We start from the raw sequence: 18,522 nt of genomic DNA, 5'->3' as shown, positions 1-18,522 counted from the left end.
GTTTACCCGCGAAAGGGCCTGCTGGCCAATCTCCACCCGCCGTTCACCGTTGCCGGCGCTACCGTATTCGCGGGTAAACCCGCTCCTACAGTGAGCACACATCGGTGATCGGGCGCAGGTAGGAGCGGGTTCACCCGCGAAAGGGCCGGGCCTGCTGGCCAATTTCCACCGCCGTTCAGCGTTGCCGCCGCTACCGTATTCGCGGGTAAACCCGCTCCTACCACGGTGGTGGAAAACGCACCGGTGATTCGGCGCAGGCCGTCGTAGGAGCGGGTTCACCCGCGAAAGCGCCCTAGAGCCCGAGCTTGACCATGCGGGCCTTCACCGAAGCCTCGATGCCGGCCGCATCCAGCCCACACTCAGCCAGCATTTGCGCAGGCTTGGCATGCTCGACATAGATATCCGGCAGCCCCAGGTGCAGAAGCGGCTTGAGCACTGCCTGGCTGGCAAGGAACTCACCCACCGCAGCGCCCGCGCCACCCATGATGGCGTTTTCTTCAATGGTTACCAGCAGTTCATGGCTGCCTGCCAGCTCCAGCACCAGCGCCTCGTCCAGCGGCTTGACGAAGCGCATGTCGACCACCGTGGCGTTGATCTGTTCGGCCACTTGCATGGCCTCGGCCAGTTGTACGCCGAACACCAGCAAGGCCACTTTCTCGCCTTGGCGGCGGACCACACCCTTGCCGATCTCCAGTGGTTGCAGGTCACCGCTGATCGGCGCATTCGGGCCGGTACCACGCGGGTACCGTACAGCGGCCGGACCGTTGTACAGGTGGCCGGTGCTGAGCATCTTGCGCAGTTCGTTCTCGTCGCTAGGGGTCATCACCAGCATGCCCGGGATGCAGCGCAGGTACGACAGGTCGTAGCTGCCGGCGTGGGTCGGGCCGTCCTCGCCGACCAGGCCGGCGCGGTCGATGGCGAACAGCACGTCGAGGTTCTGCACCGCCACGTCGTGGATCAGCTGGTCGTAGGCGCGCTGCAGGAAGGTGGAGTAGATCGCCACCACCGGCTTGCTGCCCTCGCAGGCCATGCCGGCCGCCAGGGTCACGGCATGCTGCTCTGCGATCGCAACGTCGAAGTAGCGCTCAGGGTAGCGCTCGCTGAAGTCGACCAGGTCCGAGCCTTCCTTCATTGCCGGGGTAATGCCCACCAGGCGGTTGTCGGCGGCGGCCATGTCGCACAGCCACTGGCCGAACACTGCGGAGTATTTCGGACCGCTGGCTTTCTTCGGCGCAGCTGGCTTGTCGGCCGGCTCCAGCTTGGTGATGGCGTGGTAGCCGATCGGGTCAATCTCGGCAGGGGCGAAGCCTTTGCCCTTCTTGGTCACCACATGCAGGAACTGCGGACCTTTCAGGTCACGCATGTTGCGCAGGGTGGCGATCATGGTGGGCAGGTCGTGGCCGTCGATCGGGCCGATATAGTTCCAGCCCAGTTCTTCGAACAGCGTGCCTGGCACCAGCATGCCCTTGGCGTATTCCTCGGTGCGACGGGCAATTTCCCAGGCGCCTGGCAGTCGCGACAGCACTTTCTTGCTGCCTTCGCGCATGCTCGCGTAGGTGCGGCTGGAGAGGATCTTGGCCAGGTAGTTGGACAGGCCGCCGACGTTGCGCGAAATCGACATGTCGTTGTCGTTGAGGATCACCAGCATGTCGGCATTGACTTCCTGGGCGTGGTTCAACGCCTCGAACGCCATGCCGGCGGTCAGCGCGCCATCACCGATCACCGCGATCGACTTGCGTGCGCTGTTCTGCAGACGGGCAGCAATGGCCATGCCCAGCGCGGCGCTGATCGAGGTGCTGGAGTGGCCAACGCCAAAGGTGTCGTACTCGCTTTCGCTGCGGCGCGGGAAGGCCGCGATGCCGTCCTTCTGGCGCAGGCTGAGCATGCGGTTACGACGCCCGGTGAGGATCTTGTGCGGGTAGGCCTGGTGCCCTACGTCCCACACCAGCCGGTCGTCCGGGGTGTCGAACACGTAGTGCAGGGCGATGGTCAGCTCGATCACGCCCAGACCGGCACCAAAGTGCCCACCGGTCTGCCCGACGGTGTAGAGCAGTTCCTGGCGCAGTTCGTCGGCCAGCGTCTCCAGGTCGGCTTCGGCCAACCGGCGCAGGCCGGCAGGCGTGTCAGCGCGGTCGAGCAACGGCGTGACCGGGCGTTCGCGGGGGATCTCTTGAAACGTCGTGGGCATCAGGCGAGTCGTTATAGGTGTGTGAAGACGCGGCAGTTTACCCCATTGTGGGAAAAGTGCCCATTCGACCACAGGTTACGCGGTCCCCTGTGGGGGCGGGTTTACCCGCGAATGCGTCGGCAAATTCAAGATCGCATTCGCGGGTAACCCGCTCCTACAGGGATCGGTGAAGCTGTTTAGTTACGGCGTTCGACGATGTAACGCGCCAAGGCCCGCAGCGGTTCGGCCGTTTCGCCGAACCCTTGCAGTGCAGCCAGCGCCTGGTCGCGCAGTTCGATTGCATAGACTTTGGCGGCTTCCAGGCCCAGCAGGGCCGGGTACGTCGGTTTGTCACGCGCTATGTCTGCACCTTGGCGTTTGCCCAAGGTAGCAGTGTCGCTTTCCACGTCGAGGATGTCGTCCTGCACCTGGAATGCAAGGCCAATGGCCTGTGCATAAGTCTGCAGGGCATCCAGCTGCGCCTGTTCGGCACGGGCACTGGCCAGGGCGCCGAGGCGTACGCTGGCTTCGATCAGCGCGCCGGTCTTGTGCCGGTGCATGAACTCCAGCGCCTGCTGATCCAGCTTCTGGCCCACCGAACCGAGATCGATCGCCTGGCCGCCAACCATGCCGGCCGGGCCGGCAGCTTTGGCCAGTACCTGAACCATGGCCAGACGAATGCTGTCGATCTGAGGGCTCAGGCATGGGTCGAGCAGGGCACTGAAAGCCAGGCTCTGCAAACCGTCGCCCGCGAGGATTGCGCACGCTTCGTCAAACGCCTTGTGGGTGGTCGGCTGGCCGCGACGCAGGTCGTCGTCGTCCATGGCCGGGAGGTCGTCATGCACCAGCGAGTAAGCATGGATCAGCTCTACCGCGCAGGCTGCGCCGTTGGCCTGTTCGGCCGGGGCGCCCAAGGCTTCGCAGGCCGCATAGGCCAACAGCGGGCGCACGCGTTTGCCGCCGTTCATCACGCTGTAGCGCATGGCGGCGTAGAGGCGTTGCAGCTCTTTGCTCGGGGCGATGAACAGCGGTTCGAGGGCTGCGTCGACTCGAGCCTGGCAACTGGCCTGGTAGGTGCCAATCATGCTTCCGGCTCCGCGTCGAAGGGCTGGGCAGCCAGTTCACCGTCGCGCTCCAGCAGAATTTGCACCTTCTGTTCGGCCTGGGCCAGGGCGCCCTGGCAGTCACGGGTCAGGGCGATGCCTTGTTCAAAGGCGGCCAGCGACTCTTCCAGCGACAACTCGCCGTTCTCCAGGCGCTCGACCAGTGCTTGCAGGTCTGCGAGGGATTGCTCGAAATCGAGGGAGGCTTTTTTGCGGGCCATGGCGACTGTCTCGGTGGCATTCAGAACGGCGCGACACTAGCAGAGCGGGGCGGGGGGAGCAAACTTGTGTGGAGCACGCCTCTGGCGCGAACCTCGATACGGTATGGAACAAACAAGGCGATCGCACGCGCAGGCAAAGGTGTTACTTACCCGAGAAAAATGTAGGAGCGGGCTTGCTCGCGATGCGCCGCGCGGGCGGCGCTCGATTTCAGCGCCGCCATCTACCTCAAGTCAGGCGCAGGAAACCATCAAGCCGTAGCAGCTTCCCGTTCCATCATGGCTTCACGGTACCGCGCCAGTTCCTCGATGGTCAGCACTGGCAGGTTGTACTGCCGCGCATACACTGCCACCTGCTCACCACGGGCCATGCTGCCATCGGGGTTCATCAACTCGCACAGCACCGCCGCCGGGCGCAGGCCGGCCAGGCGTGCCAGGTCTACCGAACCTTCGGTGTGCCCACGGCGGGTCAGCACACCGCCATTGCGGGCGCGCAGCGGAAAAACATGCCCCGGGCTGACGATATGGCGCTGTTCGGCGCTGGAACGCAGTGCTGCGTCAATGGTGGTGATGCGGTCCTGGGCGCTAACCCCGGTGGTGATACCTTCGGCCGCCTCGATGGTGACGGTGAAACCGGTGCCGTGGCGGGCCTGGTTGTTCTGCACCATGGGTGCCAGTTGCAGTTCGTCGACGGTGGCTTCGTCCAGGCACAGGCAGACGATGCCGCTGCAATCGCGAATCATCATGGCCATGGTCTGCAGCGTAATGTTCTCGGCGGCGGCAATGATGTCCGCTTCGTCCTCGCGGTCGTCATCGTCGAGCAACAGTACAGGGCGCCCGGCCTGGAAGGCGGCGATGGCGGCGGAAACAGTGGGAAATTGCGTGTGGTGCTGGGTGAACATGAAACGCTCCTCGTGAATGATCGATGAACGTCTCGGGGCGAACAAAATGCGCGCGCAAGGGCGCCCGGATGGCCCCTGCATGACGCCTTCTTTCATCCGGACTATGACCGTCGGCTCTGGAGTTGCACCAGATCTGCTGACCCCCGACATGGTCGGGGCGCTCGCGGGCTCATCTTTCGATTTACCGCCGGTGGGGACTTACACCCCGCCCTGAAGACCGACCCAGCATACAGCACAGGGCCACCCCAGTGGCAACCCGCGGCTCTACTACCTTCGACGAGACTTGCAGCAGTAACCATCTACCCCTTTGCACTTGCCGCAGCGCCTACCTTCGTGACGGTCACTTTGGCAAAACTAGGAAACGAACCGTCATGTCCTCTCTCTATCCCTTTACCGATACCGATCTCCATCTCGCATTCAGAAAGGTCGTCGACACATTGTTCGACAAGAAACGCGACTACGTCGACGGCGTGCTCAAGCCCAAAATGCTCATCATTGCCGGTGCACAGGGCTCGGGTAAAACGTACTTGCTGGAAAAAACGCTGTTGAAGAGCGGGCGCTACGACAATTATGTGCGCCTTTACGAAACCCATTTTCGAGAACTGCACCCTCATTATCGGGCGATGGAAGACAAAGGCGTGCTGCATGTCTACGAGCATACCGAGCCGTTCATCTGGCGCCTGGGGGCAATGATTTGCTCGTATGCGATGGAAAACAAATACAACATCATCATGGAGACCGCGCTAGACAGCCCTCATTTCGCTGATTTTCCACTTGATGCCGCCCAGAAGGGCTATCAGAGCGAGGTCCATCTGATTGCGTGTCAGAAAGAGTTCAGCCACTGGTCGACCCTGGACCGTGTGGTCAACAGCGTTGGCAATCATGAGATCGAGCGTGTGGTCAGCCTGACGCAGATCGAAGAGGCGCAAATCAATGGCAGGTCCATCATCGATGCTTTCGAAAACGCCTGTATCGAGGTACCGGGTTCCGAAATCGTGATCTATCGACGTGGCCTGGAGACGGAAAAGAACAGCCTGCCGGTCTGTCACAGCACCTGTCCTGAAAAAGGGCTCCTCGTGCCCCAGCAGACCTACCAGGGCAGAGCATTCTTCCGCGGGGCAGACCTGAAGATCAACTTCAAGGTCCAGCGCAGTCCCCAGGCCGATTTCCCCTGTTCCTATATTCAGTATGCGCAGGTGGTGCATGCCGGCCTGCTGGGTTCGGAACACCGTCGGGCGATGGCCGAACTCAATTGCAAAACCCTCGGCCAGGCTCAGAGGCTGATGTCGCAGTTGCCTGTCGATGTCTACCGCGAGCTGTGCCTGTACGTGCTCAAGTACGCGCAACCTTGAGTCGGACAGGCGCAGGGCTGGTCACTGGCCAGACATGCCTTCGATCACCCTGCGCAGGGAGGCGGCCAGCATGGGCCCATGCCCCAGACCCTCGAAGCGCTCATAGCGCACGTCAAGGCCTTTGATCGCGGCCAGATCTGCCGCCAGTTGGCGCGCAGGCAACTCGTCGTTCTCGTGCGGCGAACCATGCGGGCTGGCGGGCTCCTGCCCGCCGCGCATCAGCAACAGGTGCGGGCGCGCCTCGCCAAGGCGTGAGGGAAGCCCTTGCGCCTCTCGGACAATCACACCATCGCGCCACCACAGTGACGGGCTGGCAGCAGCGTAAAGGCTGAATGCGCCGGGGCGGGTAAACAGTGCGTGAAGCACGGCCAGGCCACCATAGGAGTGCCCCCACAGCGTCTGTCGTTGCGGATCGATCGGCGCCACAGCCGACACCATCGTGCGCATGCGCCCGGTCAGAAGCTTCAGGAACGCATCGACCCCGCCGCTGGGCTGGCCGGTCAGCGGATCACGCTGCTGCCCCTGCTCCGGCAGCGCCGGGGTGTAGTCCAGCGTGCGGCCGGCCCTGTCGATGCGCAGTTCGGTCCGGTAACCCACCGCCACCAGCAGGGGCGCCTGGCCCGCGGCGAGCCTGTCCAGTTGCTGCTGATCCAGCGTCCCCAGCGCAGCATTCCCATCGAGCATCCACAGCACCGGGTACCCCGATGCTGGCGCTGGACGATTCGGCTTGCCAACCCACAGGCGGTAGTGACGCAGGCCATCGGCCGAGTCCAGATCAAGCTGGCTGAAGTGATAGGCCAGGTCCTGGCGCTGTAACACCGACGTGTCCATCTTCTGGTCATGCTCGGGCTGGGCCAGGACAAGAGGGGCCGCCAGGGCAAGTGCCAAGGCCAGCATCAGGGTCTTCTTGCTCATCGGGCGTCTCGTCAGGGCTTTGCAAGGAGCGCAAGGCTTGAGCGCCCAGATGATAACCAGTCCCGATCGAGCGTAAAGCGCATTAACTTTCTAAACAGTCTCAGGCCGCAGGCAAGGTCATGTGCAGGTACAGGCCCGGGTGCCCATTGCTGGCCCACAACCGCCCGCCTTGCAGTTCGATGGCGCGGCGGGCGATAGCCAGGCCCAGGCCGAAGCCTGCGCCACTGTCGGCCAGGCGCTGGTAGGGCTTGAAAATGCGCTCAAGGTCGGTATCCGGTACGCCTGGCCCTTGGTCGCTCAGGCGCAGGTGCCAGCATGCGCCCTCGCGCCAGCCATCAAGGCTGACCCGGCCTTCGGTCGGCGAGTGGCGAATGGCATTGCGCAACAGGTTTTCCAGGGCCTGGGCCAGACTGTCCAGATGGGCCTGCAGCAGGCAGTCAGTGCCAAGTGAACACGGCAGGCGCGCACGGTCCCAGCCGCTTTCGAAACAGACGTCCTCGCACAAGGCTTCCCACACGGAAAGCACCAATACCGGCTCGGTCGACAGGCTGGGTTGTTCGGTGTCCATCCACGCCAGGTCGAGGGTGTTTTCCAGCAACTTCTGCATGTCGGCCACCTCACGGTCCAGGCGCTCGCGCAACTGCGGCGGTGGCAAGTCGCTGTCATGGGCGATGCGCAGCCGCGCCAGCGGCGTGCGCAGTTCGTGAGACAGCGTGCGCAACAGCAGGCGCTGTTGCTCAAGGCTCTGGCGCAGGCGCCCGGCCATGTGCTCGAAGGCCTGAGCCAGTTCGCCCAGCTCATCACGGCGTTGCTGCAGGGGCAGGGCGGGGCTGTCCAGGTCATCGGCCCGCAGGGCGTCGGCGCGGTCGCGCAGGCGGTTCAGCGGCACGACAAGGTGCCGGTATAGCGCAAGGCCCAGCAGCAGGGCCAGCAGCGCGGGGGCAACGCCATGAGTCACCACATGGGTCCAGGGTGTCAGGCCTGTGGGTAGCAGCCGTTCGGGCAGTTGCAGCACCAGGCGGCCATGCTCGGGGTGTTGCGGAAATTCGATGCTGACGTAGGGCAATTCATCCTGCAGGCGCCGGCTCATCGGCCAGTCGAGCTTGCGCATGAATGTCAGGTGGCTGGCTTCCTCGGCGCTCAGCGGGGTGGTGCCAAGGCTCTGAAGGTGTGGGCCTATAACGGCCACCCAGGTGTCCTCGGCCAGTGCCACCTGCTTGCGCCAGGCTTCGGTGCCGGCTGCGCCGTCCTGCTCCCACGCCTGTTCGGCCTGTTGAGCATAACGCGCCAGGTAGTCCTGGTCGGCCTGGGACAGAAAATAGGTACTGCGTTCCACCGAAAGGCCCCAGGTCCAGATGAGCCAGATCAGCAACAGGCAGAAGCTGACTTGCAGCAAGGCCAGTTTCCACAGCAACGGGTGGCGACGCATCAGGTCTGCTCCGTGTCGACCAGGATGTACCCTTGGCCACGCACGGCCTGGATCTGCAGGTGCTGGGCGTTGATGTCGGCCAGTTTGCGGCGCAGGTTGCACACATGCACATCCAGGCCTCGGTCCAGTCGGGTATAGGCCCTGTGCAGCACGGTCTGGTACAGGAAGGGCTTGCTCAACGCTTCGTCGGGGTGGGCCAGCAGCGTGACCAGCAAGCGGAATTCGGAAGCGGTAAGGCCAGCGGCGTTGCCGTTGTGGATAACGTCCTGGCGGTCGTGGTCCAGCATCACCTCCCCCACGTCGGGACGCAGCGCCGTACCACGATCGAATGCCACGCGACGCAGCAAGGCATCTACCCGTGCGTCCAGCTCTGCCAGGCTGAAGGGCTTGGGCAGGTAGTCGTCTGCACCACGGGTGAAGCCGCTGATGCGATCCTGCTCGGCCCCTAGTGCCGACATCAGCATGACCGGCACGGCCTGCTGGCGGCGCAGGGCGTCGAGCAGGCTGAGGCCGTCGATGCCTGGCAGCATGATGTCCAGCAGCACCAGTTCAAACTGCGATTGCTGTATGGCATTCAGGGCCTGGGTGCCGCTGGCGCAGGCGTGCACCTGGAAACCGCGGTTGCGGAAATGACGGTCCAGGTCCTGAAGCAGGCGTGGGTCGTCTTCGGCAAGGAGAAGTGAGGTGGGCACGGCGAGCCTTGATGAGAACTTTTATCAGTTGCGAATCATCCCACTGGCTGCAGGGAAAGGGCAACGCCTTGATGTGTTAAGAAGGTTAATCCTGCTGCACCCTGGTTTTCGCTCCGGTATCGTTCGCAAAAAGCAACTTGTTTCGTTTGCGATTCAATATCATTTGGGCGAAGGGTGTGTCATGACCGGTTTCAAAAGTGTGGGCAGCTTACAGCGGGTTCGGGGATGGCTGGCGCTGGGGTTGCTGGCGCCGTTTTCTTTATCGGCAGTGGCCGAAACGGTAGCGGCCCAGGCGGCCGAAGACAACTCGCTTGATCTGCCTGCATTGACCATCGAAGGCAACCGCCTGTACGACATGCTGCCTTCGGAAGAAACCGGCGGTTACAGCGTCGATGCCGCTACCGTGGGCACCAAGACGCCGGCAGCGCTCAAGGACATCCCGCAGTCGATCACCGTCTACACCCAGGACTACGTCAAGGATCGCCAGTTCGTGCACCTGGATGACCTGGCCAAGTACACCGCTGGCCTGCGCACCCTGACCAATGACAGCGGCCGCTCGTCGATCTACGCCCGTGGCTACGAGTACAGCGAGTTCAATATCGACGGCCTGCCGGCGCCCATGGCCAGCATCTTCGGTACTGTCCCGTCGTTGGCGGCGTTCGACCGCGTCGAAATCATGCGCGGGCCGGCCGGGCTGTTTAGCAGTACCAGCGAGCTGGGTGGCATCGTCAACATGGTGCGCAAGCGCCCGACCGCCGAGTTTCAGGGGCATATCGAAGGCAGCTACGGCACCTGGGACACCAATCATGAGGAAATCGACCTGAGCGGGCCGCTGGACGAGGCCGGTCGCGTGCGCGGGCGCTTCATCGCATCCCGTGACGACACCAATGGTGAAGTGGACTACAACGCCAACACCAGCAACACCTACTACGGTGCGCTGGACATCGACCTGGACGACGCCACCACCCTGTCGTTCGGCCTGATGCATGAAGTGAAGAACATCACCCCGCACAACGGCTACCCGGCCACGTTGTCCGGCGAGGTGCCCGACTTCAGCCATTCGCGTTTCCTGGGGGCCGACTGGAACTACTTCGACGGCAAGACCACCGACTTGGTCGCCGAGCTGACCCACCGCTTCGACAATGGCGGTTACGGCCGTGTCGCGGCCCGTGGCTCGCACCGCGACACCAACTATCTGTACGCCTTCACTGCAACCAATGCCACCACAGGCGCCAACTCCGAGCGCGCCAGCGCCCGTGATTTCACGCAAGACACTTATTCGCTGGACGCCAGCTACAGCCAGCCGTTCGAGACCTTCGGGCAGGTAAGCGAGTTTGTGGTCGGGAGTGACTACAAGAACTACGACACCGAGTACCTCAACGGCACCACCAATCTCGGCGCGATCAACGTGAATACTTACTCGCCGAAGCAGTTCGCCAAGCCGTCGCCCAACTACAGCACCGAGACCGGCATGCAGGAAGAGGAGTACGGCCTGTACTCCAAAGTGACCTTCCGCCCGGTGGAACGCCTGGCGCTGATTGCCGGTGGCCGCTTCAGCTGGTATCGCGGTGACTTCTACACCACCACCCTTAGCAGCGGCGCCACCACCAATGACAGCAAACGCGTCGACGGCCACTTCACCCCTTATGGTGGCCTGGTCTATGACCTGACCGACAACCACGCGCTGTACGCCAGCTATTCGCAGGTGTTCAAGCCGCAGTCCGACACCGACAGCAATGGTCGGGTGCTGAAACCGCGTGAAGGCGAGCAGTACGAGTTCGGCCTCAAGAGCAGCTACTTTGGCGGCGACTTGAATACGCGCTTCTCGGTATTCCGCCTGACCGACAAGAACCGCGCTACCACCGTGTACGATGCTGATGGTGTGGCCACCACCGACTCCGTTGCATCCGGCAAGACCCGCGTGAAGGGCGCGGAAGTGGAAGTGAGCGGCAAGCTGACGCCAAACTGGGAACTGCTGGCTGGCTACACGTGGATGGAGACCGAAACCGTCAAGGGGGACGCCGAAACCACGTTCTTCATCATGCCGCGCAACCAGGCTTCGCTTTGGAGCAAGTACACCATCAGCCAAGGGCCGCTGACCGGCTTGGCCGTGGGTGGCGGTATATCGGCGATGAGCAACTTCCATTCCGAGAGTGGCGGCGTGCGTATCGATGCACCGGGCTATGCCACGGTGGATGCGATGCTGTCTTACCCGGTGACTTCGAAGCTGACGGCCACCCTCAACGTCAATAACCTGTTCGACCGGGACTACCTGTCGCGGGTGGGGTCTACCTCGACGTTCAACTTCTACGGGCCGTCGCGCAGCATGATGGTTGGGGCGCGGTATGACTTCTGACGAAGTCTGTGGCTGCTAGGTGCGCCGTAAAACAAGGCCGCGCCGGCAAAGGGCGCGGCCTTGAGGCTGAATGATGAGAAACGTGGGAGCGTATCTGCACCCTCGGGTTTCAGGGCCATAAAGTTGTGAGGCCGCGTGTTAATAAGTAGCGTGCTTTTAATTCAAGAAAATTAAATCTACGCGGGGTGCCATTGATGCTTTATTTCCTGCCATTGGGTGTCTGACAACCACTTGTCTGCCACCGGAAAGAAAATATTCTCCTCGGCATCCATATGGTCATAATATTTCTTGATGAAGTCTTCGATCGTGTCGGCGATTACTCTCGCCTCTTGCGTTGACTGCTCCAACATCTTGAGCTGTCCGGCAATTCGCTTGAAGGCTTTATGATCTTGCTCGATAGCCATGACCCGTTGGTGAATCGGTGCGTCGGTTGCCAGCAAGGCCAGCCGAATAAGCTCTTCATTTTCATGGTGGTGTCGCTCTGCATCACCATGCAAGGCTTCCAGCTGCTTAAACAACAGCTTGCAGTCACCGGCACCCGCGGATCCGTGCCTTATCCTCTCCAGTAATTCTTTGATCTGAGTAATTTTGGTAGCCACCTCATGATGATAGGCGTGCAGCTCTTTCAACAAGGCGTTCATGCTAAGTCCTCATCACTACACCAAGCCGTTACAGATTAAATATTATTATTAAGCAATCTCCAAGGACAGCTGCACGTGTCGGCCTACATCTAATCCTTTAATTATAGTCTAGTGCGAAACGCTCACCTTCAAAAAAACCGCCCCCTTGGAAGATTTCGAAATATCAATTTGATGTCTATATGCATTGCAAGAAGACGCAGACACACCAGGATCGCTAGCGTGCTGTCCTTGAACAGCGGGGGGGGGCTGAGCACAGCAGGAGGTGCAAGGGGCTGCGTGCTATGCACGTAGGTCGGGGTTGGATACCCGCGGATTGTGACGGCTGTTTTTAAAGGCTTGTTAAATTAAAAAGCCGGCTTATGGTTGGTTTTTAAAGACTATCCATATGATTAGTATTGGTTTTAACCTTTTTAAAGCGTTGAGATCCGCCACTTTTGGGTCGTTTTTGACCGGCTTTTTCCGCGACTTATGACGGCTGACTCATGGGCGGATCGTAATCAGCCTTCATGGGTATGTTCCGCACCATCACGGTGAATAGGCTTCTTCTGAGCCGGCTTTGAGTGGTGATCACTGCCGGTTTCGTCATGGCCGTGGTGTTCAGGTGCGGGCTCTGGTGATGGTGATTCGGGATGGTGTGCCTCTGCATGTCCCCTGTCATGATGATCTCTCCCCGAGACTGCCTCTGCAGGGTGATTGGGCACGTTGTCGCCGTGTTGGCCTTCATGGCTGTGCATTTCACTTTCACCTCCACCATGCTGGTGACCGCCACTGATCGCTACCATCGCGTTGTACTGTTGGGCGTTCATCTGGGGTAGTTGATCCAGAAATGCAACGAGTCCCCAGATGTACTCATCGCCCATGCTCTTGCCCCAGGCAGGCATGCCAGAGGCTTTGATGCCGTGCTTGATGGTCCAGAATGCTACGGCGGGTTTACCACCGACCCCAAGCTTGCCAAGGTTGGGAGGAGACGGATAAAGCGCCTGGCTGAGCTCTGTTTTCTCGACGCCAGGGGCAAGATGGCAACCGATGCACATGGCGTTGTAGTTGCCGGCGCCGACACGAATCAGGTTTTCATCCTTGAGGTTCGGTACCTCGATGTTTCTTGCGCGTACCTCAATGGAGCGATCCCGAGCCATGACCAGAAATGCATGCACTGCAGGGAAATGCGGATCGTCAGCGCCGACGTTGACCAGGCCAAGGTAAGCTGCACCCAATACCCCTGCACTGGCCGCGGCACCCGCTACTACGAGCGTTGTAATTGTTCTTTTCATGTAAGGGTCTCAAAACCACATGCGGATACCGGCAACGAAACGCGCTTCATCCACATCCCCACCCTCATCGCGGATGAAGTCTGCGGTCTTGCCGTAGGAGCGGCTCCAGGTGACGCCTATGTAGGGTGCGAACTGACGGACGATTTCATACCGTAGCCGCAGTCCGACTTCGGTATTCGCGAGGCCGGAACCTACGTCGCGCGCGGGATCGTTCTTGCCATAGAAATTGGCTTCAACTGTTGGCTGCAGGACGAGGCGATTAGTCAGGAGAATGTCGTAGTCGCCTTCCAGGCGAGCGGCGGTCTGACCGTTTTCACCGATGAATGCAGTGGCTTCGGCTTCGAAGTCGTAAAGTGCCATACCCTGAATACCGAACGCCGCCCAGGTCTGGGGGGATTCGGGTTTGAAGTCCTGGCGCACCCCGGCAACCACATCCCACCAGGGGCTTATAGAACGGCCATAGAGGACTTGCAACTCGGCATCTTCAGTGACGCCGTTAGTGCGTTCACCTTCGGAGCGGAGCCAGAGCCGGTTGATATCGCCGCCTATCCAGCCAGAAGCGTCCCACGACAGCGCACTACCGTCGTCTGCGTCCTGATACTCCAGTTGATCCAGCAAGAAGAAGCTGTTGATCGCGCTGTCGTGCATCTGATGCCCGCCCAGTGGGGGGAAGGCCGCTTGGCGGTCCGTGTCCGTTAGTTCGGGAATCGGGGTACGGCTGCTGGTCGCAGGCTCGCCAGAGCCATGGTTCATCGTAGAGTGATCCATCGCCCCATGGTCCATGCCTGCCATCGAGTCATGCGACGGGGCCCTGCTCATTTTCATGGACCCGTGCCCCATTGCCGAATGGTCCATTTCGTCAGCGGCAAAGCTGGGCACAGCGCCTAGCATGCCGGCTGAAAGGGTCAAGGCCAGCAGCGATGGTCGCGCCAAGCTATTGGCCATCTTTCCCTGCCTTAGCTTTGTCGCTGCCATGTGATTCCATCATTTTTTTGTGGTCCATGCCCTTCATCGAGTCATGGTCCATACCCATCATGGATTCATGATCCATGCCCTTCATCGAGTCATGATCCATACCCATCATGGATCCATGATCCATGCCCTGGGAACCTTTGCCTTTCGCAGTATCGGCAGTTTTCTGGGCGTGCTGCTCATGGTCATCGCTGGACCACGACAACGGGGCATAAATAGCAAACAGGCCAGCCATCGCAGCGGAGAGGAAAAACGTGCTTCGTTTCATTGGTTTGCTCATCTCGGATCTCCCGTTCATTCGTCCACACGGACTTCTCGGAACATGCCCGTTTCCATATGGAACATGAGGTGACAGTGATAGGCCCAACGCCCCAAAGCATCCGCAGTTACGCGATAGCTTCGTTTTGAGCCTGGTGGCATGTCGATGGTGTGTTTTCGAACCATGAAGTTGCCGTTCTCATCCTCCAGGTCGCTCCACATGCCATGAAGGTGGATGGGGTGAGTCATCATGGTGTCGTTAATCAAGGTGATACGAAGGCGCTCTCCGTACTTGAGGCGCAGGGGGGCGGCATCGGAAAACTTGATGCCGTCGAAGGACCAGGCGAATTTCTCCATGTGACCCGTCAGGTGCAGCTCGATATTCCGGCTAGGCTCTCGTCCATCTGGGTCGATGAAGGTGCTCCGCAGGTCTGCATAGGTCAGGACGCGGCGGCCGTTGTTACGTAGCCCGATGCCCGGGTCATCCAATTTTGCCGTCGGGGTCATCGTCTGCATGTCGACCAATGGGTTGTTGAGCTCTGAGTCTGGATGACTCTGCATTTCCTTACTCATGCCGGCCATGCTGCCGTGGTCCATGCCAGCCATCTTGCTGTGATCCATGCCGGCCATGCTGCCGTGGTCCATGCCAGCCATCTTGCTGTGATCCATGCCGGCCATGCTGCTGTGGTCCATGCCAGCCATGCTGCTGTGGTCCATGCCCATATCATTCATGGAAATGAGGGGGCGTGGGTCAACGGTTGGAACAGCAGCTTGCAAGCCTTCACGGATGGCCAGGGTGCCCCTGGAAAAGCCCGTACGGTCCATGGATTGAGCGAAGATGGTGTATGCCTGTTCGTCTTCTGGCTCAACAATGACATCGTAGGTTTCGGCTACTGCGATACGGAACTCGTCGACCGAGACCGGATGGACATACTGCCCATCCGCTGCAACCACTGTCATTTTCAGGCCAGGAATGCGTACATCGAAATACGTCATGGCGGAGCCGTTGATGAACCGAAGCCGGATTCTCTCGCCAGGCTTGAAAACACCCGTCCAATTTCCATCCGGAGCCTGGCCGTTCATGAGGTAGGTGTAGGTATACCCGCTCACATCCGCGAGATCAGTGGGGCTCATCTTCATCTCGGCCCACATCTTGCGATCGGCCATCGCAGCAGACCAGCCCATTTCGCTTACGTCGTTGACGAAGTCACCCACGGTCCGCTTGTGGAAGTTGTAGTAGTCAGACTGCTTCTTAAGCTTGGATAGAACGTGGGCAGGGTCCTCATCCGTCCAGTCGCTGAGCATAACCACGTAATCCCGGTCATAGGCGAAAGGCTCGCGTTCTTTCGCGTCGATGACCAGTGCGCCATACACCCCGACTTGCTCCTGGAAGCCAGAGTGGCTGTGGTACCAGTAGGTGCCGTTTTGATGGAGTTTGAACTTGTACTCATACATGCCATCTGGTGCGATGCCATGGAAGCTCAGGCCTGGGACACCGTCCATGTTCGCCGGCAGGATGATGCCGTGCCAGTGGATCGAGGTGTCCTGTTTCAAGCGGTTGCGCACACGAAGCGTAACGATATCGCCTTCACGCCACCGAAGCGTTGGGCCAGGTACAGAACCATTGATTGCCATGGCTGTCCGTTTTGCACCCGTGATATTCACCGGCAGTTCACCGATGTAGAGATCAAAGTCGGTGCCCGTCAGCACATTCGGCTGGCCAGGACTGGTCAACGCCCACACTGGCATGCGCCACATGCCCAACCCGCCGAGTATTCCGGTAGCAGCCAGGCCTTTGACGAAGGAGCGTCTGGTGGTTTTGCTTTGCATGCCGTTGCGCCCACTCATATGGATTGCTGGTGTCCAGGCTGCTGGATGTAGCAACCTACGGTTTCAATAGCGCTCCCATCAGCCTCGACGACGTTCAAAAGAGCACAAGCTTTACGGGGGAAAGAAGCTCGACGCTGCCATCGTTTTGATGCTGGGGTAATTACATTTTTGGAAGCGCGTCTCAGCAACTCGTGTGCCGGTTTGCTTGCCTTCCTAATCAAGCGGACAGGCCTGATGGCGCTATGCTCAAGGACAATCTAGCTACCTGATGCTGTCAGATAACTGAGCCCGACATTACTTTTCTGTCAGCTTCACATTGGTTGCGTTACTTGCTGCAAACTGAAAGGGCCAAGAGCAGGGGGCAATTTCTTCATTGCGAGTAATGGGCAGGGCTTCTCCTTGGCGCAACGGGTAAAGAAGACCGGGTAACCTCGTACCAAGGAACAGCACTTCGCTTGCGACTCAATACGCAATCACTCACAAACTACGATGAAATGCTGACGCGATTCCGTCGTGTATCACGCTGCTCGACAGTTCTGAGATGATCAAGCTATTGAGCCGTCAATGGCTTCGACGATGCTATCCCGAGATTTTCAGGCCAAGTGAGAAATAGCTTGCCTTCACTCTCATGCCGACTTGGCACAGATAGATGCGGGGGATGTGCTTTGACAGAGCATGGGCTGACCTTGGCCTAGCACAAATTCTCTTTTACTTCAGAGGGTTAGGAATTAAAAAGCCGGCTTGTGGCCGGCTTCTCGGGGACGCTTCCGACTAATTTATGGTAAGCCGCAATCGCCTTAACTGTGTGGCCATCAAGGGCCTGAAAGAGATGGCAGATGCCCGTGTGGGATATCGCCGAGCCCTCTGGAACGCGGCTCGCGCCGGTCGGGGCTTAATGTGCGGCGTAGCATACAAGGGCGGGCGGCGGATGCCCAGCAAAAAATTGCCCAGGGCGCTTCAACTGGGCCGCTGCTGGCGGAAATGTGACCAGTGGAACACCCAGCCAAGAATTTCCAGGCCCTGCGCCTGACGCTGGGCAGCGGTGTAGCGTTCGACCGTGTAGTTGCGCCGGTCATGGCTGTGCAGGTACAGGGTGTCGTGCGGGCCAAGACTGAGGTTGTTTACCCTGAGCATGCCGTTTTGCAGCAGGGCATAGGTTTCGCCCTCGACCACCTGGGTCATGCCCAGATCAATGGCCAGGGTAGCTTCCAGGGGAATCAGCGGGAGCATGTTGCTGGCCGGCATTGCCAGGCAGATTGCGTTGCCGGCTTGCACACCCAAACCCTTCAGGGCTTTTGCCGGCAAGCGCAAGTGCTTGCTGCTCACTGGCGACAGCAAGCCGTTGCTCACTTCGTAGTAGGGCACCTTCAATAACCGGCCACGATGGCCCGACAGCGGGGTAAGCGGGTTGGCGGGCACTGGCCGTGGAAGGCCGTTGCGCAGGAGTGGATTGGGGTGTTTGGGGCCTTCACCGGTGCGCAGCCAACGTCGGTGCACACAGAACAGATCGGCCAGTTCGTCCAGCCGGGCCAAAGGTACACCGCGTTTGAACCAGTTGTTGACGTGCTGTGCTGTGACGCTGCGCTGGGCGGCGAAATCGGAAGGGGTCAGGCCACATTCTTGGAGCAGGGCCCTGAGGCGGTCGCCGGAAGTGTTCATGGCGGCGAGTGTAGCGGCGAATTGCCAGACAGGATATGAACCGGATGTTGACGGGGTTTGTATGAAAAGTGGTTGTTTGTAAGGCTCTGGTGTAGGACGGCGTAGGATTTATTACCAGTAATGTGCGTATTGCCCATTCCTGCATAAAAAAACCCCGCCTAAGCGGGGTTTCTCCTGCAATCGGAATCAGCCCTTGTAGGCAGCGACCGATTTGGTGATCGCGGCACGGGCGGCGTCGGCGCCTTCCCAGCCTTCGATCTTGACCCACTTGCCCTTCTCGAGATCTTTGTAGTTGGCAAAGAAGTGCTCGATCTGCTGGATCAGCAGGGCTGGCAGGTCGGTGTAGTCCTTGACGTCAACGTACAGCTGCGACAGCTTGTCGTGAGGAACAGCGATGACCTTGGCGTCGCCGCCACCGTCGTCGGTCATGTTCAGCACGCCAACCGGACGGGCGCGGATAACCGAGCCTGGGGCCACTGGGTAAGGGGTAACCACCAGCACGTCCAGCGGGTCACCGTCGTCAGCCAGGGTGTTCGGGATGAAGCCATAGTTGGCTGGGTAGAACATTGGGGTAGCCATGAAACGGTCGACGAACAGCGTGTCGCTGTCCTTGTCGATTTCGTATTTGATCGGCGCGTGGTTGGCCGGGATCTCGATGGCGACGTAGATGTCGTTCGGCAGGTCTTTGCCCGCCGGAATCTTGCTGTAGCTCATTGGGCAGTGCCCCCGTGTTTGACCAAAAAGTGGCGGCGATTAT

16 protein-coding genes and 1 riboswitch are annotated in these 18,522 nt (G+C 60.1%); of the genes, 2 read left to right on the top strand and 14 right to left on the bottom strand.

Annotation, left to right across the window (positions count from 1 at the left end):
* Positions 1-292 precede the first annotated feature (292 nt).
* The 4 genes from dxs to ribB all read right to left on the bottom strand — a co-directional run bounded on the left by dxs (position 293) and on the right by ribB (position 4,390).
* The gene (gene dxs / locus I8746_RS16385) at positions 293-2,188 is read right to left on the bottom strand and encodes a 1-deoxy-D-xylulose-5-phosphate synthase (protein WP_003255384.1); all 1,896 of its coding nucleotides are present in this window, start codon (positions 2,186-2,188) and stop codon (positions 293-295) included.
* A 176-nt stretch (positions 2,189-2,364) separates the two neighbouring features.
* Positions 2,365-3,252: a (2E,6E)-farnesyl diphosphate synthase gene (ispA, locus tag I8746_RS16380; RefSeq protein ID WP_012051062.1), complete on the bottom strand. Its 888-nt coding sequence runs from the start codon at positions 3,250-3,252 to the stop codon at positions 2,365-2,367.
* On the bottom strand, positions 3,249-3,491 hold the full coding sequence (locus I8746_RS16375; protein ID WP_003255380.1) for an exodeoxyribonuclease VII small subunit: 243 nt from the start codon (positions 3,489-3,491) through the stop codon (positions 3,249-3,251). The genes ispA and I8746_RS16375 overlap by 4 nt, the downstream gene beginning before the upstream one ends.
* Before the next feature lie 248 nt (positions 3,492-3,739).
* The gene (ribB, locus tag I8746_RS16370; protein ID WP_012051063.1) at positions 3,740-4,390 is read right to left on the bottom strand and encodes a 3,4-dihydroxy-2-butanone-4-phosphate synthase; all 651 of its coding nucleotides are present in this window, start codon (positions 4,388-4,390) and stop codon (positions 3,740-3,742) included.
* Positions 4,391-4,470: 80 nt separating this feature from the next.
* Positions 4,471-4,612, bottom strand: a riboswitch (FMN riboswitch).
* A 149-nt stretch (positions 4,613-4,761) separates the two neighbouring features.
* Here ribB and I8746_RS16365 point away from each other — a divergent pair.
* A complete protein-coding gene (locus I8746_RS16365; RefSeq protein WP_221100841.1) occupies positions 4,762-5,742 on the top strand; it encodes a zeta toxin family protein in 981 nt (326 codons plus the stop codon).
* A 21-nt stretch (positions 5,743-5,763) separates the two neighbouring features.
* Here I8746_RS16365 and I8746_RS16360 read toward each other — a convergent pair whose 3' ends face one another.
* The 3 genes from I8746_RS16360 to I8746_RS16350 all read right to left on the bottom strand — a co-directional run bounded on the left by I8746_RS16360 (position 5,764) and on the right by I8746_RS16350 (position 8,778).
* Positions 5,764-6,657 carry an alpha/beta hydrolase gene (locus tag I8746_RS16360; RefSeq protein ID WP_221100840.1) on the bottom strand — a complete coding sequence of 298 codons (894 nt, stop codon included), beginning with the start codon at positions 6,655-6,657 and terminating at the stop codon, positions 5,764-5,766.
* Positions 6,658-6,757: 100 nt separating this feature from the next.
* Positions 6,758-8,086 (bottom strand): sensor histidine kinase, encoded by a 1,329-nt coding sequence (locus I8746_RS16355; RefSeq protein ID WP_088513621.1) that lies wholly within the window; start codon positions 8,084-8,086, stop codon positions 6,758-6,760.
* A complete protein-coding gene (locus I8746_RS16350) occupies positions 8,086-8,778 on the bottom strand; it encodes a response regulator transcription factor (RefSeq protein ID WP_012051067.1) in 693 nt (230 codons plus the stop codon). Before I8746_RS16350 ends, I8746_RS16355 begins: the two co-directional genes overlap by 1 nt.
* 181 nt (positions 8,779-8,959) lie before the next feature.
* Here I8746_RS16350 and I8746_RS16345 point away from each other — a divergent pair, with 181 nt between their 5' ends.
* Complete coding sequence (locus I8746_RS16345; protein ID WP_012051068.1) at positions 8,960-11,134, top strand: TonB-dependent siderophore receptor; 2,175 nt, start codon at positions 8,960-8,962, stop codon at positions 11,132-11,134.
* Between the two features lie 176 nt (positions 11,135-11,310).
* Here the strand turns inward: I8746_RS16345 and I8746_RS16340 are convergent, their stop codons facing one another.
* From I8746_RS16340 to ppa, 7 genes are all read right to left on the bottom strand, one after another.
* A complete protein-coding gene (locus tag I8746_RS16340) occupies positions 11,311-11,775 on the bottom strand; it encodes a hemerythrin domain-containing protein (protein ID WP_221100839.1) in 465 nt (154 codons plus the stop codon).
* Between the two features lie 497 nt (positions 11,776-12,272).
* Entirely contained in the window at positions 12,273-13,046 is a 774-nt protein-coding gene (locus I8746_RS16335; RefSeq protein ID WP_082423699.1) for a cytochrome c, read from the bottom strand.
* Between the two features lie 9 nt (positions 13,047-13,055).
* A complete protein-coding gene (locus I8746_RS16330; protein WP_221100838.1) occupies positions 13,056-13,991 on the bottom strand; it encodes a copper resistance protein B in 936 nt (311 codons plus the stop codon).
* Positions 13,981-14,316 (bottom strand): hypothetical protein, encoded by a 336-nt coding sequence (locus I8746_RS16325; protein WP_017148071.1) that lies wholly within the window; start codon positions 14,314-14,316, stop codon positions 13,981-13,983. The genes I8746_RS16330 and I8746_RS16325 overlap by 11 nt, the downstream gene beginning before the upstream one ends.
* Positions 14,313-16,106 carry a copper resistance system multicopper oxidase gene (locus tag I8746_RS16320; protein ID WP_221100837.1) on the bottom strand — a complete coding sequence of 598 codons (1,794 nt, stop codon included), beginning with the start codon at positions 16,104-16,106 and terminating at the stop codon, positions 14,313-14,315. Before I8746_RS16320 ends, I8746_RS16325 begins: the two co-directional genes overlap by 4 nt.
* A gap of 957 nt (positions 16,107-17,063) precedes the next feature.
* A complete protein-coding gene (locus I8746_RS16315) occupies positions 17,064-17,765 on the bottom strand; it encodes an XRE family transcriptional regulator (RefSeq protein ID WP_004577015.1) in 702 nt (233 codons plus the stop codon).
* Between the two features lie 186 nt (positions 17,766-17,951).
* The gene (ppa, locus tag I8746_RS16310) at positions 17,952-18,479 is read right to left on the bottom strand and encodes an inorganic diphosphatase (protein ID WP_221100836.1); all 528 of its coding nucleotides are present in this window, start codon (positions 18,477-18,479) and stop codon (positions 17,952-17,954) included.
* Positions 18,480-18,522 lie beyond the last annotated feature (43 nt).

The sequence above is a fragment of the Pseudomonas sp. USTB-Z genome (assembly GCF_019691255.1).
GTDB lineage: Bacteria > Pseudomonadota > Gammaproteobacteria > Pseudomonadales > Pseudomonadaceae > Aquipseudomonas > Aquipseudomonas alloputida.
The sequence above is the reverse complement of the archived record's forward strand: the minus strand, read 5'-3'. Positions and strand labels throughout refer to the sequence as shown.

What these genes read in the sequence shown, in the direction of transcription:
- dxs (WP_003255384.1), bottom strand. Translation starts at nt 2,188, where the DNA reads ATGCCCACGACGTTTCAAGAGATCCCCCGCGAACGCCCGGTCACGCCG.
- ispA (WP_012051062.1), bottom strand. Translation starts at nt 3,252, where the DNA reads ATGATTGGCACCTACCAGGCCAGTTGCCAGGCTCGAGTCGACGCAGCC.
- I8746_RS16375 (WP_003255380.1), bottom strand. Translation starts at nt 3,491, where the DNA reads ATGGCCCGCAAAAAAGCCTCCCTCGATTTCGAGCAATCCCTCGCAGAC.
- ribB (WP_012051063.1), bottom strand. Translation starts at nt 4,390, where the DNA reads ATGTTCACCCAGCACCACACGCAATTTCCCACTGTTTCCGCCGCCATC.
- I8746_RS16365 (WP_221100841.1), top strand. Translation starts at nt 4,762, where the DNA reads ATGTCCTCTCTCTATCCCTTTACCGATACCGATCTCCATCTCGCATTC.
- I8746_RS16360 (WP_221100840.1), bottom strand. Translation starts at nt 6,657, where the DNA reads ATGAGCAAGAAGACCCTGATGCTGGCCTTGGCACTTGCCCTGGCGGCC.
- I8746_RS16355 (WP_088513621.1), bottom strand. Translation starts at nt 8,086, where the DNA reads ATGCGTCGCCACCCGTTGCTGTGGAAACTGGCCTTGCTGCAAGTCAGC.
- I8746_RS16345 (WP_012051068.1), top strand. Translation starts at nt 8,960, where the DNA reads ATGACCGGTTTCAAAAGTGTGGGCAGCTTACAGCGGGTTCGGGGATGG.
- I8746_RS16340 (WP_221100839.1), bottom strand. Translation starts at nt 11,775, where the DNA reads ATGAACGCCTTGTTGAAAGAGCTGCACGCCTATCATCATGAGGTGGCT.
- I8746_RS16335 (WP_082423699.1), bottom strand. Translation starts at nt 13,046, where the DNA reads ATGAAAAGAACAATTACAACGCTCGTAGTAGCGGGTGCCGCGGCCAGT.
- I8746_RS16330 (WP_221100838.1), bottom strand. Translation starts at nt 13,991, where the DNA reads ATGGCCAATAGCTTGGCGCGACCATCGCTGCTGGCCTTGACCCTTTCA.
- I8746_RS16325 (WP_017148071.1), bottom strand. Translation starts at nt 14,316, where the DNA reads ATGAACGGGAGATCCGAGATGAGCAAACCAATGAAACGAAGCACGTTT.
- I8746_RS16320 (WP_221100837.1), bottom strand. Translation starts at nt 16,106, where the DNA reads ATGCAAAGCAAAACCACCAGACGCTCCTTCGTCAAAGGCCTGGCTGCT.
- I8746_RS16315 (WP_004577015.1), bottom strand. Translation starts at nt 17,765, where the DNA reads ATGAACACTTCCGGCGACCGCCTCAGGGCCCTGCTCCAAGAATGTGGC.
- ppa (WP_221100836.1), bottom strand. Translation starts at nt 18,479, where the DNA reads ATGAGCTACAGCAAGATTCCGGCGGGCAAAGACCTGCCGAACGACATC.